The 14,320-nt window shown below is 63.6% G+C and carries 12 protein-coding genes; 6 read left to right on the top strand and 6 right to left on the bottom strand.

Annotated elements, in window-relative coordinates; genetic code table 11:
* The first annotated feature begins 50 nt into the window (after positions 1–50).
* Both UF78_RS19100 and UF78_RS19095 read left to right on the top strand, forming a co-directional pair.
* Positions 51–1,994, top strand: coding sequence for a sensor histidine kinase (locus tag UF78_RS19100; RefSeq protein ID WP_045163801.1), 1,944 nt, complete (start codon positions 51–53; stop codon positions 1,992–1,994).
* 260 nt (positions 1,995–2,254) lie between these two features.
* Positions 2,255–3,904 carry an acyl-CoA dehydrogenase family protein gene (locus UF78_RS19095; protein ID WP_045163800.1) on the top strand — a complete coding sequence of 550 codons (1,650 nt, stop codon included), beginning with the start codon at positions 2,255–2,257 and terminating at the stop codon, positions 3,902–3,904.
* 17 nt (positions 3,905–3,921) lie between these two features.
* Here UF78_RS19095 and UF78_RS19090 read toward each other — a convergent pair whose 3' ends face one another.
* Positions 3,922–4,893 carry a threonine dehydratase gene (locus tag UF78_RS19090; protein ID WP_045163799.1) on the bottom strand — a complete coding sequence of 324 codons (972 nt, stop codon included), beginning with the start codon at positions 4,891–4,893 and terminating at the stop codon, positions 3,922–3,924.
* Between the two features lie 80 nt (positions 4,894–4,973).
* On the opposite strand from UF78_RS19090, the gene UF78_RS19085 reads away from it, so the two are divergent.
* Positions 4,974–6,302 carry a PLP-dependent aminotransferase family protein gene (locus UF78_RS19085; protein WP_045163798.1) on the top strand — a complete coding sequence of 443 codons (1,329 nt, stop codon included), beginning with the start codon at positions 4,974–4,976 and terminating at the stop codon, positions 6,300–6,302.
* Between the two features lie 76 nt (positions 6,303–6,378).
* Complete coding sequence (gene amn, locus UF78_RS19080) at positions 6,379–7,851, top strand: AMP nucleosidase (RefSeq protein ID WP_045163797.1); 1,473 nt, start codon at positions 6,379–6,381, stop codon at positions 7,849–7,851.
* Between the two features lie 84 nt (positions 7,852–7,935).
* On the opposite strand, the gene UF78_RS19075 is transcribed toward amn, so the two are convergent.
* From UF78_RS19075 to UF78_RS19055, 5 genes are all read right to left on the bottom strand, one after another.
* Complete coding sequence (locus tag UF78_RS19075; RefSeq protein WP_045163796.1) at positions 7,936–8,508, bottom strand: HupE/UreJ family protein; 573 nt, start codon at positions 8,506–8,508, stop codon at positions 7,936–7,938.
* A 30-nt stretch (positions 8,509–8,538) separates the two neighbouring features.
* A complete protein-coding gene (ureG, locus tag UF78_RS19070) occupies positions 8,539–9,153 on the bottom strand; it encodes an urease accessory protein UreG (RefSeq protein WP_045163795.1) in 615 nt (204 codons plus the stop codon).
* A gap of 1,163 nt (positions 9,154–10,316) precedes the next feature.
* Complete coding sequence (locus UF78_RS19065; protein WP_045163794.1) at positions 10,317–10,994, bottom strand: urease accessory protein UreF; 678 nt, start codon at positions 10,992–10,994, stop codon at positions 10,317–10,319.
* Entirely contained in the window at positions 10,991–11,491 is a 501-nt protein-coding gene (gene ureE, locus UF78_RS19060; protein ID WP_045163793.1) for an urease accessory protein UreE, read from the bottom strand. The genes UF78_RS19065 and ureE overlap by 4 nt, the downstream gene beginning before the upstream one ends.
* Before the next feature lie 169 nt (positions 11,492–11,660).
* Entirely contained in the window at positions 11,661–12,143 is a 483-nt protein-coding gene (locus UF78_RS19055; RefSeq protein WP_045164358.1) for a GNAT family N-acetyltransferase, read from the bottom strand.
* Between the two features lie 337 nt (positions 12,144–12,480).
* Between UF78_RS19055 and UF78_RS19050 the strand changes: the two genes are divergently transcribed.
* Positions 12,481–13,353, top strand: a complete 873-nt coding sequence (locus tag UF78_RS19050) for a DMT family transporter (protein WP_045163792.1) — start codon at positions 12,481–12,483, stop codon at positions 13,351–13,353.
* Between the two features lie 98 nt (positions 13,354–13,451).
* A complete protein-coding gene (locus UF78_RS19045; protein WP_045163791.1) occupies positions 13,452–14,315 on the top strand; it encodes an isocitrate lyase/PEP mutase family protein in 864 nt (287 codons plus the stop codon).
* Positions 14,316–14,320 lie beyond the last annotated feature (5 nt).

Here is a 14,320-nt window from a genome sequence, read left to right as displayed (position 1 = left end):
TCTTCAGGGTTCCGAATTCTCTGACGCGACCCGGCAGGTCTTACTTCGCCATGCGCTATTTTTTCATCGTCATGCTCGGTCTGCTGCCATCGTTGGCCAGCGCCATAGAATTCGACCAGAACACCCGACGGCTACCGCTTGGGCATGCCATGGCGGTGCTGGACGACCCCGATCGGGACGTCACCATCGAGGAGGTCATCGCGCTCGATGCGGCCGGGCGCTTCGTCGATCATCAAGATGACGTACTCAACGCCGGCTATTCGCGCTCGGCCTTCTGGTTACGCGTCGACCTGCTGTACCGCGCCAACCACTCCGACGAGCACAGCCGTTGGTGGCTCGAACTGGCGTATCCACCTCTAGATCTGCTGGAGCTGTACCTGCCGGATGCGCAGGGTGGTTACCATTTGGCCCAGCGGAGCGGCGACGCGCTGCCGTTCAGTCAGCGGCAAATCAAGCAGCGCAATCATCTGTTCGAACTGCAACTGGCACCGAACCAGCTCAAGCGCATCTATCTGAGGCTGGAAAGCCAGGGGTCTATCCAGGTGCCGCTGACGTTATGGGAGCCGGTGGCCTATCTGGAGGAGCAGTCGGCCCATATCTACGTACTGGCGATCATCTACGGCGTGCTGTTGGTGATGCTGATTTACAACCTGTTCATCTACCTCAGCGTGCGTGATCGCAGCTACCTCTACTACATCCTCTATATCGGCTCGTTCGGTCTTTATCAGGTCTCGGTCAATGGTCTGGGGGTGCAATATCTCTGGCCCGAGTCACCGTGGTGGGCCAATGCCTCAACGCCGCTGCTGATCGGCGCGGCGGGTCTTTTTGGTTGTCAGTTCGCCCGCAGCTTCCTGCATACCCGCGAGCACAGTCCCTGGATCGACCGAACCTTGCTGGCCTTGATGGCGCTCGGGGTGGTCACCATGGTGCTGGCGTTCACCTCCAGCTACGCCTTGGCGCTGCGTCTGGCCACGTTCCTGGCGCTCTGGTTCATCCTGGTGGTTTTCATGGCCGGCAGCATCGCCTGGTACCGCGGGATGCGTGTGGCGCGTTATTTCATGATCGCCTGGACGACCTTCTTGATCGGTGCGCAGATCAACACGCTGATGGTTCTCGGCTACCTGCCGCATAACTTCTTCACCATGTACGCCGGGCAGATCGGGTCTGCCGTCGAGGTGGCCCTGTTGTCGCTGGCGCTGGCCGATCGCATCAACGCAATGCGGGAAGAGCGGGCCATGATGCTGCAGGAAACCGGCCGCAAATTGGAAAAGCTGAACCGCGAGCTGGCCGAGAGCAACCGTCTGAAGGACCAGTTCCTGGCCAACGTAACCCACGAATTGCGCACACCGATGCATGGCGTGTTGGGCAGTCTCGAGCTCATGCAGACTTTGGAGCTGAGCGGTGAGCTGGAGCAGTACCAGCGCATCGCGACCGGCTCGGCGCGCGAGATGATGCGCCTGGTCAACGACATTCTCGCGCTGACTGAACTGCAGGCGGGTAAGCTTCAGGTGCGCAGCAAGCCGTTCAGGCTGCGGACAATCATCGACGAGCTATACGTAATCTATGGCGCCCGGGCTGCGGTGCGTGGGTTGAGCTTCGAGCTCGAAGTCGCCAGTCACCTACCTGAGATGCTGGAGGGCGATGCCGACAAGCTCTCACAGAGTCTCGGTTATCTGCTCGACAACGCCATCAAATTCACCGTGCAGGGGCGGGTGGTTCTAGCGCTGAGCGGTCATGAGGAGGCTCAGTCCCGCTTCGTCCTGGTGGCGGACGTGATCGATACCGGTTCCGGCTTCGAGGCGCCTGTCGATGATTCGCTGTACCAACATTTTCGCCAGTTGGACGGCAGCATGACCCGGCAGCACGGCGGTCTGGGTATCGGCCTCTCGCTGTGTCGCCAGCTGATCAAGCTGCAAGGCGGGGATATCTCGCACCACTCCGACCCTGGTCGCGGTAGTCGCTTCTCCGTGCGCTTGCCGTTCCGTCTCCCCTGAGCTCCCGTTCGGCTCTGCGCTAGGCAGCGCCGGTTGGGGCGTCCCGTCCTGCCTCAGTGGCAAGCGGGACGCGCAGGTTTTGGCCGAAACCCCACTTTTTCAACGCATTCATGCGTGCTTCACTTTCTCTCGCGGTTCGTCGCGAGAGGCGGTCCGCGTCGCCCCGGCGAAGTTCAGACGGCGAGGGGAGCAATCCTGGAAGCACCGCAGCGCGTCTTCAGCCGGGTCGAATATCGCTTTCGCCTGCCGAGGAGACCGCCATGAGCTTGCATCAATACGCCGAAACCCATGAGGTGTTGAACCAGGTCCCGCCGCTGGACGGTGCGAACCTGTATCGCCTCGACCTGCCGCTGCAGGACTGGGTGCGGCGTTACAAAGGCGGCTGGGCCGACCCTCGGCTGGATGAATACGGTGCCTTGGCGGGCGGTCCGTTGATGGCGGCGGGCTTTCTCGCCAATGAAAACAAGCCGGTGTTCAAAAGCCACGACCGCTACGGGCATCGCATCGATCTGGTGGATTTCCACCCGGCCTATCACGAGTTGATGCGCACCGCGATCGCCCATGGCATACCGTCGTTGCCCTGGACCGACCCGCAGCCCGGCGCCCAGGTCGCCCGGGCTGCGTTGATGTACCTACACAACCAGGCCGAGTCCGGAACCAGCTGCCCGCTGACCATGACCTACGCCAGCGTCCCCGCCTTGCGCTTGCAGCCGGGCGTCAGCGATATCTGGCTGCCGAAGATCCTCAGCCTCGAATACGATCCACGTAACCTGCCCATGGAGCAGAAGAACGGCGTCACCATCGGCATGGCGATGACCGAGAAGCAGGGCGGCACCGATGTGCGTGCCAACACCACCCGCGCCTTTGCCGTCGGCGCGAGCGGTCCGGGTCAGCTGTACGAGCTGGTGGGGCACAAGTGGTTTTGTTCGGCCCCCATGTGCGACGCCTTCCTGACCTTGGCACAGACCGACAAGGGCCTGTCCTGCTTCCTGCTACCACGGCATCGGCCGGATGGCAGTCGCAACCAGTTCTACATCCAGCGGCTGAAGAACAAGCTGGGCAACTGGTCGAATGCCTCCAGCGAAGTCGAGTACCGCGGGGCCCTGGCCTGGATGATCGGCGAAGAAGGGCGTGGTGTACCAACCATTATCGAAATGGTCTCCTCGACCCGCTTCGACTGCATGATCGGCTCCAGTTCGCTGATGCGTCAGGCGCTGACCCAGGCCATGCACCACTGCACGCATCGACAGGTCGGCGGCCGCGTCCTGGCCGAGCAGCCGCTGATGCAGAACGTGCTGGCCGATCTGGCGCTGGAAAGCGAGGCCGCGCTGGCGTTGACTCTGCGCATGGGGCGCGCGCTCGATCGTCCCTTCGACGAGCGGGAAGAAAAATTCGCCCGGCTGGTCACCGCCATCGGCAAATACTGGATTTGCAAGCGCGCACCCGCGACGGTAGCTGAGGCCAGCGAATGCCTGGGCGGCGCCGGCTATGTCGAGGAAACCATCATGCCTCGGCTGTACCGCGAGGCGCCGGTCAACTCGATCTGGGAGGGCTCGGGCAACGTGCAGTGCCTCGACGTGCTGCGCGCTTTGTCGAAAGAGCCCGGCGTGATCGATGTACTGTTCGCCGAGCTCGGCGATGGCCACGGCGACGCCCGTCTGCAGGCACATATCGGTCGGTTGCAGACCGCCTTCACCGATACGGACGATATCCAATACCGCGCCCGTCAACTCACCGAGGATGTGGCCGTCGCGTTGCAGGCCAAACTGCTGCTCGAGGCGGGCAATAGCGCCGTGTCGGATGCCTTCATTGCCAGCCGTCTGGACGGGCACGGACGGGTCTTCGGTACCCTGCCGCGCGGGCTCGATATCAGCGCCCTGCTGGCCCGCAGCGCACCCTTCATCGAGTAGCCGGGGCGTCGCGCCGCTCAGGCGGCAGCGTCGGCTTGCTCGGCCAGGATGCCAGCCAGGACCTGCCGATCGATATTGCCGCCGCTGAGCACCACTGCGATGCGCTCTTCACGGTTGTGCTCGCGTTCCTGCATGGCGGCAGCCAGGGCGGCGGCGCCGGCGCCTTCGGCGAGGTTGTGGGTGTCTTCGTGGAAGGCGACGATGGCCTGGTGGATCTCGCGGTCGTCCACGCGCACGATTCGCGTCGCTCCTCGCCGGATGATCTCCAGTGCTTCGGGTGCCGGCATTCGGCAGGCCATGCCGTCCGCGAAGGTATTGGCCGTTTCGGTACAAACGATGCGACCCTGCTCGAAACTCTGGGCGTAGGCATCGGCAGCGCTGGAGACCACGCCGATGATTTCCGTATCCAGCCCCAGCAAGTCGCGGGTGCGGATCATGCCGCAGATACCCGAGCCGAGCCCGATGGGAACATACACGCGGCGCAGATCGGGCACCGCCTCGAGCAACTCCAGGGCGTAGGTGGCGACGCCGCGGATCAGGTCCAGATGCAGCGACGGGACGAAGTGCCAGCCGTTCACCTCGGCCAGTTCCGCGGCGCGCTGGCGGGCGGTATCGAAGTCGCGACCGTACGCGATGACCTCAGCGCCGCATGCGTGCATGGCGGCATTCTTCTCCGTGGAGTTGCCCTCGGGCACTAGGATCTGCAGGCGCAGGCCCGCCTTGTGTGCAGCCATCGCCAGGCTGATTCCGTGGTTACCGCGGGTCGCGGTGATGAGGCCCGGCATACGCGGTTCACGCTTGAGCAGCTCGTGCACGTAGAGTACGCCGCCACGAACTTTGAAGGCGCCGGCAGGGGTGTGATTTTCATGTTTGACCCATATCTCGCAGCCAAGCCGCTCGGCGAGTAGTGGCCATGCGTATTGCGGCGTCGGCGGCACGCTCTGGTGTATCAGCTGGGCTGCCTGACGCAGTGCGTTTAAATCGAACATCGAAAGCTCCTCGGCGGGTTTGACGTCGATCCTAGGTGGCGGGCATTGTATGGGTAAATACTTATATTGCATGGCAGACAATGTGGTTACCCAAGCTCGAAACCAGTGATCAACCGCGTTATCTGGCACTGGTCGATGCCATTGCGTCGGCCATTGCACGGGGCGAACTGAAGCCTGGCGATCGATTGCCGCCACAGCGGCGGCTGGCCTGGGCGCTCGGACTCAACCCGAGTACTGCGATGCAGGCTTATCGTGAAGCGGCGCGGCGCCATCTGGTGGGTGGCGAGGTAGGGCGCGGCACCTATGTGCTGGCCAGCAGCCGCGAAGCCAGCCTGTTCCGCCTGAAAGTGCCGGAGGCGCACCCGGAACTTGTCGACCTTTCGACCAACCTGCCGGCGCTCGCCCCCGACGATGACGACATGCAGCGCAGCGTGGCCGCACTGTGCGCGACGGGGGAGTTGGCGAGCCTGCAAGGCTACCCCTCGGCGCGCAGCCTCCAGCGCGCCCAGCTCGCGGTGAGTAGCTGGTTGCGCGGTCGGGCGCTTGAAATTCCGCCGAGGCAGGTGCTGCTTTGTGCCGGGGCGCAGCAGGGCGTGTTCGCCGCGCTGATCGGACTCTGCGAGCCCGGCGAGCCGGTGCTGGTCGAGGCGCTGACCTCGCCAGGCATCAAGGCCGCCGGGCGCCAATTGCGCCTGCCGTTGCACGGAGTTGCGATGGACGATTGCGGCATCCTGCCGGACGATCTCGACCGCCTGGCTCGTGCCACCTCGGCGCGTGTGGTCGTATTGACGCCCTGCATGCAGAACCCGACCGCCGTCAGCATGAATGCACAGCGGCGCGAGGCCATCGCCGCCGTGGCGCGACGGCGTGGCTTGCTGGTCATCGAAGACGACATCTACGGCGCGCTGGGCGACGAGCCGCCGCTGGCGGCGGTATTGCCTGAGCGGACGTTGCTGATCAGCAGCCTGTCGAAGACGGTCGCGCCTGGGTTGCGCCTGGGCTTCGTCGTCGGGCCGGACGCTTGGCTGTCGCGTATCGACCCGGAACGGCAGGCGACTAGCTGGGCCTTGTCGACGCTGTGTCTGCGAATCGGCTGCGAGTGGCTTGAAGACGGGACCGCGGCGCGTCGACTGGCCTGGCAGCGCGAACAGATGACGCTGCGCTGGCGGCTGGCGCAGAAACTGCTTGGCCCGACACGCCGCACGCCGTCGCCGCACCTGTGGCTCGAGTTTCCCAGGGACATGGATCTGCCCGCGTTGTGTCGCGTGGCGGGTATCGAAGCGGCCGCGGCGGAAATCTTCGCGGTCGGCCATGGCGCGCCCAATGCGCTGCGCCTGAGTCTGACCGCCGCCCCCAGCCTGGCGGTGCTGAAGGCAAGGCTGGAAGCACTGGCGCTGGCTGTTGGCTGATCGTGGCCACCTGGAGCTACCGCTGTCATCGATCAGCAGGCAAGATGTTTCCAACGACTGAACAAGGAAATCCAGCATGAATGAAGCAGGCGAGACCTTTCGCATTGCCACCAGCGCCGAAGCTGCCGTGGACTACCTTGCTGAACTCCACCAACGCGCCACCGTGGCGCTCAATCAAGCCCTCAAACGCTACGTTTCAAGCCGCACCGAGCCGGGTGCCGAGGAGCGCAGCCTGTTCCGCTATCCGCAACTGCGCCTGACGTACGAATGCCACGGCGAGGTGCCGGCGTCCACCCGCGCCTATGCCAAGGTGCAGGCGCCGGGCGTGTACAGCGTTACCGTGACCCATCCGGCGGCGTTCCGCAGCTATCTGCTCGACCAGTTGCGACCGCTGATGCTGGATTTCGGCGTCAAGGTCGAAGTCGGTATCAGCGAACGCAACATCCCTTACCCCTATGTGATCGAACAGGGCGACGAGCTGGCGGGCACCGGCGTGACCGCTGCCGAGCTGGCGCGCGTGTTCCCCAGCACCGACCTTTCCGCGGCCACCGACGACATCGCCGATGGCCTCTACGACTGGGAGCATGCTGACCCCTATCCGCTGGCGCTCTTCGACGGCGCGCGGGTGGATTTCTCCCTGCGCCGGCTGGTGCATTACACCGGTAGCGATTGGCGGCATGTGCAACCCTGGATCCTGCTGACCAACTATCACCGCTACGTCGACCAGTTCATCCGCCATGGTCTCGACATGCTGCGCGACGACACCCGCTTCGTGCGCATGGTGCTGCCTGGCAACATCATCATCGAGCGCGGCATGGACGAGGGCGAGGCGCAGGCGATCATCGGCGGCGTGCTCTGGCACCGCTACCAGATGCCGGCCTATCACCTGCAGGCCAAGGATGGCGACGGCGTCACCTTGGTGAACATCGGCGTCGGGCCGTCGAACGCCAAGAACATCACCGATCACCTGGCCGTGCTGCGCCCGCATTGCTGGCTGATGATCGGCCACTGCGGCGGATTGCGGCAGTCGCAGTCGATCGGTGACTACGTGCTGGCCCACGCCTATATGCGTCGCGATGGGATTCTCGATCGGGTGCTGCCACCGCATATTCCGCTGCCAGCGCTGGCCGAGGTCCAGCAGGCACTGCAAGAAGCCGCGGCGCAGGTCACGGGCGACAAGGGCGAAGCGCTGAAGAAGCGGCTGCGCACCGGCACCGTGCTGACCTACGACGACCGCAACTGGGAATTGCGCTGGGCGCAGGAACGGCCGTTGATCAACCTGTCGCGGGCCGTGGCCGTGGACATGGAGAGCGGCACGATCGCCGCCCAGGGCTATCGTCTACGTGTGCCTTACGGGACGCTGCTATGCGTCTCGGACAAGCCGCTGCACAGCGAGATCAAGCTGCCGGGCTCAGCCAATGCGTTCTACGAACGGGCCGTCACACAACATCTGAAAATCGGTATTGCGGCGCTCGACCTGCTGCGCAGCCAGCTCAACTCGCTGCATTCGCGCAAGTTGCGCAGTTTCGACGAGCCACCGTTCCGCTAGCACGCGGCAAGCTAGCAGGTTCCAGCCAAGCCCGAGCTGACTCGGGCTTTTGCGTTTTTACCTGCTAGTGCTCTTGTCGACTACTCACGCCGCCAAAAGCCAGGCTCCGCTCAGTGCCGAGGCGAGGCCGGCGAGGCGGACCAATGGCGCGGCGGCTCGGGGCAGGTTGCGCGCCACGGCGTAACCGGTGCCATGCAGCGCTGCGGTGGCGGCGACGAAACCTGCGGCGTAGCTCCAGGGGCTGGTTAACTCGGGCAACTCCAGACCATGGGCGACGCCGTGGCTGAGGGCAAATAGCGCGGTCAGCCCCATGGCTACCGGCAGTGCCGGGCGCACCGCCAGGGCAACCAGCAGTCCAAGCGCCAGTACCGAGCCGGCGATGCTGGTCTCCATCAACGGCAGATCAATGCCGGTAAAGCCGAACAGGCCACCGAAGAGCATCGTGATGACGAAGGTCAGCGGCAGCACCCAGCGGGCCTCGCCCTGCTGCTGGGCGGCCCAGAGCCCAACTGCGAGCATCGCCAGCAGGTGGTCGAGCCCGAACAGCGGATGGGCGAAGCCGGACAGCAGGCCTGAGTGATCGTGTCCGGGGTGAGCGAAGGCCAGCGCCGGGCTGAGCAGCAGGGCGGCGGCAAGCAACGATTTATGCAGATCCATGTGATGGCTCCTTTCTGGGGTTCGGTGGGTTCAGGCCGCGCTGAGCATTCCCTGTTTCTCGATAAAGGCGATGATCTCGTCGAGACCCTGGCCCACCTTCTGGTTGCTGAAGACGAATGGCTTGTCGCCGCGCATCTTGCGGGTGTCGCGGTCCATGACTTCGAGCGAGGCGCCGACCATCGGCGCCAGATCTATCTTGTTGATCACCAGTAGGTCGGACTTGCAGATGCCCGGCCCGCCCTTGCGCGGCAGCTTGTCGCCGGCCGATACGTCGATCACATAGATGGTCAGGTCGGACAGTTCCGGGCTGAAGGTCGCCGAGAGGTTGTCACCGCCGGATTCGACGATGATCAGGTCGAGCCCTGGAAAGCGGCGGTTGAGCTGCTCCACGGCCTCGAGGTTGATCGAGGCATCCTCGCGGATCGCTGTGTGCGGGCAGCCGCCGGTTTCGACGCCAATGATGCGCTCAGGCGCCAAGGCCTCGTTGCGCACCAGGAACTGTGCGTCTTCCTGGGTGTAGATATCGTTGGTCACCACCGCCAGGTTGTAACGCTCACGCAGGGCCAGGCAGAGCGCTAAGGTCAGGGCCGTCTTGCCGGAACCGACCGGCCCGCCGATGCCGATGCGAAGGGGTTGGGTATTCATGGGTTTTTTCCTCTAAAAGGCAGCGTGCTGCCTCGGGGTTGATGCGAAAGGGGGCGTCTCTGCCGTTGGGCAGTGCTGATGAGATTCTTGGGGTTGGGCTTGTTTGCTCGTGCGCAGAAGTTCTGGGGTACCGGCGCTGGCATATGTAGCTTTGTAGGACGCCGCGCTTTCCTCGGCTGGAACCACAGGTTGCGCCTTGCACGGCGCGTCACTTTTTCTTGTGTGGCCAAGAAAAAGTAACCAAAAAGAAGGCCACCCCGGCATCCGGCCCTTCGCTACGCGAAGGGTCCCCTCGCTCCATCGCCATTCCAGGGGCACGCTGCGAAGGGCCATCCCTGGCCCATCGCAGCTCTCGCGGCATCCATGCCGCTCAACCCCGTCCACGGCGATTACGCTCGGCCTCCTGACGGGGATTTGGGACCGAGTCGTTTGGAAGTTCTGAAAGGGCGGGCGCAAAGCGCTTTGCTTGTTTCTGTGCGAGCGGACCAACAGGAAACGCGAAACGTCCCTTTTAGTAGGTCGAATGAAGTTAGTAGGCCGAATGGGATCCGCGTGGTTCGGCAAGAGCTCTGCTGTAGCCAGTGGTGGAAAATGCTCCGCAGTTTTCCACCCTACATTGCGGAAGAGGGATCGAGTCCGAATTGTACGAATGTTCGCGAATAGCGAAACAAAAGCGCTTTGCTTGTTTACTGACGAACAAACTATCAGGCGACGCCGAGCGCCCCTTTCAGAAGGCCGAATGGAATCCGCGCGGAGGGGAGCGAGCGGCATGGATGCCGCGAGAGGACTGGGCGTCCCCGCGATAAAGGGCCATGGATGGCCCTTGTACGCCGGCCCCCGGAGCGTGGATGGAATGAGGGAAGTCGAGCGAAGCGAGACCCGGATGCAGGGGCAAGCGTTTTTGGTTACTTTTTCGGCGTTTGGAAAAAGTGACTCGCCCAGCAGGGCGAAACCAATGCATCGGCCAACTCGCTTACCCACCCGAGATTCCCAACCCAAAGCCAACAAAGCGTTGTCAGAGGGGCGACCCATATCAAGGGCGAACGAGGATGCGGCGGTCTGGGACCAACCGAACCCATCATCACATGCATCACGTGCGTGCGATCCATTCGCGAGCAAGCTCGCTCCTACAGACTCGCACGACAAAGCGAAACTCGCCCTGCTCATGACCTAAACAACCGACTGTACTGCCGCTCATGCCCCATGCTCATCAGCGCCAGCCCAAAGGCGGCGCTGCCCCAGCGCTCCGGCTCGATAACCGTTGCGTCGTACTGGGCCTGCTGCAGGCTAGGGAGCAGCTGCGAGGTCAACCGCTGCGCCGCCTGCTGCCCCAGCGGCAGAGTCTTCATCAAGACCGCCAGCTGGTTCTCCAGCCAGCCCCACAGCCATGCGGTCAGCGCATCTCCGGGCGAGATCTGCCAGGCGCGAGCCGCCAACGCCCAGCCAAGGGCGAGTCCGGGTTCGTCAATGCGTTGGAACAGGGCGCGGGCCGGAGCGTCGAGCTCCGGTAGATTGTCCAGCAGCTGCTTCAACGAATAGCCTATCTGCCGGCTTTCCAGTCGCAGCTCGCGGGTCTCGCGGCTAGCGCGATGGCGGTCGGCGAGTCGCTCGAGTTTCGTCCAGTCTTCGGCGGCTGCGGCCTCGCAGTGCGACAGAAGCAGTGGGGCTTCGAAGCGTGCCAGGTTGAGCAACAGCTGATCGCTCAGCCAACGCCGCGCGCTGTTTTCGTCGTGCACCTGCTCACGTTCGACGGCCATTTCCAGACCCTGCGAGTAGCTGTAGCCGCCAATCGGCAGTTGCGGGCTGGCCAGCCGCAACAAGGCAAAGGCGGCCGGATTCACGTGCGCACGCCGAACTGGTGCAGACGTGGTGCGTAGCTGAACTCGGCCTCGCCCGCGTGGGAGTGATGATGGCCGCCACCGTAGGCGCCGTGCTCCGGCTGGAAGGGCGCCTCGGTGGCTTCGACGCGGGCGCCGAGCTGCAGCAGCATGTCCTTGAGCACATAGTCGTCGAGTAGACGCAGCCAGCCATCGCCGATCTGCAGCGCGACGTGGCGATTGCCCAAGTGATAGGCGGCGCGCGTCAGCTCGAAGGCGCTGGAGCAAGTCACGTGGAGCAGCTGTTCGGCACGGGCGCGGACGATGACGATGCGGCCGTCGTTGGCGCGCAGGCACTCACCGTCGTGCAGCGGCGGCTGGCCGCGTTCGAGAAACAGGCCGACTTCCTCGCCCTGGGTGGTGAAGCAGCGCAGCCGCGATTTGCTGCGGGCCTCGTAGGTCAGCGCCAGCTCGGCATCGGCCTGTGGCTGCGCAGGGGAGCGTTGATGAATGACCAACATGGGCAGGGCGGTTCCGGTTCGTGCGATAGGCACAAACAGAGCAAGCCGCTTGCCAACCCTGCGCAGCTGGCATGACGCGCCGGCTGCGAGCGCGGCGTGCCAGAAAATGGCGCGTCAGGGTGATCCGTTATGGTGCGCCGCGTTCCGCCAGGCACCATGGGTGTGCAGATCAGTGCAGTGCTCGAACCATGTAGACGGCTGGGATTTGATAGCTGGCCAGATTGTCGACCTGCGGCGGCTCCAGCTCGGAGTGCGCGGTATAGCCCAGGCGCGACCAGAAGTTCTCGGATTCCTGCACCGAAACCAGCGCGGAGTAGCGCAGTTTATGGGTACGGGCCTGCTCCAGATTCTTACGCACCAGTGCCGGGCCGATACCGCGGCTGCCGGCGCGAGCGGATACGGCGAGATCATGAAGGTACAGGCAGTCGGCTTCAGCGTGAGGCTGGAACTCGCCGTCCAGCGGAGTCACCGTGCCGACACGCGAATGGTAGGCGAAAAGGTAGGCGCAGACGCCGAGGACATCTTCGGCAACCCAGGCCAACTGAGGACAGGCGGCGAGGCGGGCGCGGATCACCGCTTCGTCTTCCAAGACTTCGGCGGCGTAGGACTCTTTCTGAATCGACATCACGGCAGGAATATCGCGCTCCTGCATCGCTCTCAACTTGAACATCTGAACTACTCGGACGGGCTCGGGCCGGCTGGCGGCCCGCAACGGGCCGGCGATCATACGCGATCGGCGGAACAAGCGTGAGCGCGCCGACGGAGGGTCTGCAATGCCCTCGCGGTACGTCCTCGCTCGAATGGAGCGGCAACGATGCGGATGAGAGGGCCTGCTGACGGAGCGGGTCGCGCTCTTACGGACAACTGGCTTGACCCGTGGCGCGCTTGCTCCCCGTACGATTGGTCGGCGAAGGATATATGACGACTGACGGCAGCGATTTTTGCGGGCATAATTCTTAGTTAGCTACCTATCGTCGCGGTTGACCTCCTTGAACAATTCACATCACCCATTACTTGGTGTTCTGCTCATCCTTTTTTCGTGCCTGATCCTGGCTTCGCACGATGGGCTTTCCAAACACCTGACGCAGCTTTATCCGGTCTTTCTAGTGATCTGGGCACGGTATCTGGCGCAGACGGTGTTGATGTTCACGCTGTTCACGCCACGCATGGGGCGGCGCGTGTTCCATACGTTGCGACCCTGGCTGCAACTGTGCCGTGGCGCGAGCCTGGTCTGCGTGAGCATGCTGTTCATCAGTGGCCTGGGTTATATCCCGCTGGCCGAGGCCACGGCAGTGATCTTTCTGACACCGCTGCTGGTGACCATCGCATCGGCGCTACTGGGCGAGCGGGTCAGCCATAGCCAGTGGATGGCGGTGGGCTGCGGTCTGCTTGGCGTGCTGATCATCGTGCGTCCGGGCGGTGCGCTGTTCACCCCAGCGATTCTGCTGCCCTTCGGCGCGGCGATCAGTTTCACGGTCTATCAGCTGATTACCCGTCGCCTCAGTACTACCGACCACCCGGTGACCAGCAATTTTCTCACCAGCCTGGTTGGCAGTCTGGTGATGAGTGTGCTGGTGATCTTCAACTGGCAGACACCGACCTTGCATGACGCGCTGATGATGGCCGCGCTCGGCGCGATGGCGATGAGCGGCCACCTACTGTTGACTAACGCGTTCCGCTTTGCCAGTGCGGCCACTCTGGCGCCGTTCACCTATGCACAGATCATCTTTGCCGGGATGGTTGGCTTTTTTGCCTTCGGGCATGTGCCCGACGTCGGCGCAATTGTGGGCATGGCGATCATCATTGCCAGCGGCCTGTGCATGGTCTACGTACAGGGACGCCAACCGCGTCCCCGGCTTTGAAATATCGCGGGCGTGCCGTCGGGCCATCCGCTCAGCTTCCAACACTTGACCCAACAGGGGCGACTCGACCCTTGCGTGCGCTTTATCAGGAAAAACACATGCAACGAACTTCTCATCATTCTCTGCGTAACGAATTCCGCCGGCTGCTGGCATCGGATCGCTGTTATCACACCGCCTCGGTATTCGATCCGATGTCGGCGCGTATCGCCGCCGACCTCGAATTCGAAGTTGGCATTCTCGGTGGCTCGGTCGCCTCGCTGCAGGTGCTGGCCGCACCGGATTTCGCGCTGATTACGCTCAGCGAGTTCGTCGAACAGGCGACCCGCATCGGGCGCGTGTCGCGCCTGCCGATCATCGCTGACGCCGATCATGGCTATGGTAACGCGCTCAACGTGATGCGCACCGTAGTCGAGCTGGAGCGTGCCGGAATCGCCGCGCTGACCATCGAAGACACCTCGCTGCCAGCCAAATTCGGGCGCAAATCCACAGACCTGATCGGCATGTTCGAGGCGGTCGGCAAGATCCGCGCGGCGCTGGAGGCGCGCATCGATCCGGAGCTCGCCATCATTGCGCGCACCAACGCCGGTGTGATCGGCCTGGAAGAGGTCATCGCCCGCGTGCAGGCCTACGAAGCGGCGGGAGCCGATGCGATCTGCCTGGTGGGAATCGAGGACTTCGAGCAGCTCGAGCGCGTCGCCGAGAAGCTCAGCGTGCCCCTGATGCTGGTGACCTATGGCAACCCGCGCCTGCGCGACAACGCGCGCTTGGCGGCGCTCGGCGTGCGCATCGTGGTCAACGGCCATGCCGCTTATTTCGCGGCGATCAAGGCGACCTACGACTGTCTGCGCGAGCAGCGCCAGATCGACGCCTCGGACCTCAACGCCTCGCAGCTGTCGGTTAAGTATTCGACCGCCGACGAGTACATGGTCTGGGCTGAAGAATACATGCAGGTCAAGGAATAACCGCC

The organism is Stutzerimonas stutzeri (genome assembly GCF_000952685.1).
Classification (GTDB): domain Bacteria; phylum Pseudomonadota; class Gammaproteobacteria; order Pseudomonadales; family Pseudomonadaceae; genus Stutzerimonas; species Stutzerimonas stutzeri_E.
This window is presented reverse-complemented; position numbering and strand designations above follow the sequence as displayed.

Excerpts from the sequence above, each read along its gene's own strand:
- amn (WP_045163797.1), top strand. The coding sequence starts at position 6,379 with ATGAATGAAGCAGGCGAGACCTTTCGCATTGCCACCAGCGCCGAAGCT.
- UF78_RS19100 (WP_045163801.1), top strand. The coding sequence starts at position 51 with ATGCGCTATTTTTTCATCGTCATGCTCGGTCTGCTGCCATCGTTGGCC.
- UF78_RS19055 (WP_045164358.1), bottom strand. The coding sequence starts at position 12,143 with ATGCAGGAGCGCGATATTCCTGCCGTGATGTCGATTCAGAAAGAGTCC.
- UF78_RS19045 (WP_045163791.1), top strand. The coding sequence starts at position 13,452 with ATGCAACGAACTTCTCATCATTCTCTGCGTAACGAATTCCGCCGGCTG.
- UF78_RS19095 (WP_045163800.1), top strand. The coding sequence starts at position 2,255 with ATGAGCTTGCATCAATACGCCGAAACCCATGAGGTGTTGAACCAGGTC.
- UF78_RS19085 (WP_045163798.1), top strand. The coding sequence starts at position 4,974 with ATGTGGTTACCCAAGCTCGAAACCAGTGATCAACCGCGTTATCTGGCA.
- UF78_RS19075 (WP_045163796.1), bottom strand. The coding sequence starts at position 8,508 with ATGGATCTGCATAAATCGTTGCTTGCCGCCGCCCTGCTGCTCAGCCCG.
- ureG (WP_045163795.1), bottom strand. The coding sequence starts at position 9,153 with ATGAATACCCAACCCCTTCGCATCGGCATCGGCGGGCCGGTCGGTTCC.
- ureE (WP_045163793.1), bottom strand. The coding sequence starts at position 11,491 with ATGTTGGTCATTCATCAACGCTCCCCTGCGCAGCCACAGGCCGATGCC.
- UF78_RS19090 (WP_045163799.1), bottom strand. The coding sequence starts at position 4,893 with ATGTTCGATTTAAACGCACTGCGTCAGGCAGCCCAGCTGATACACCAG.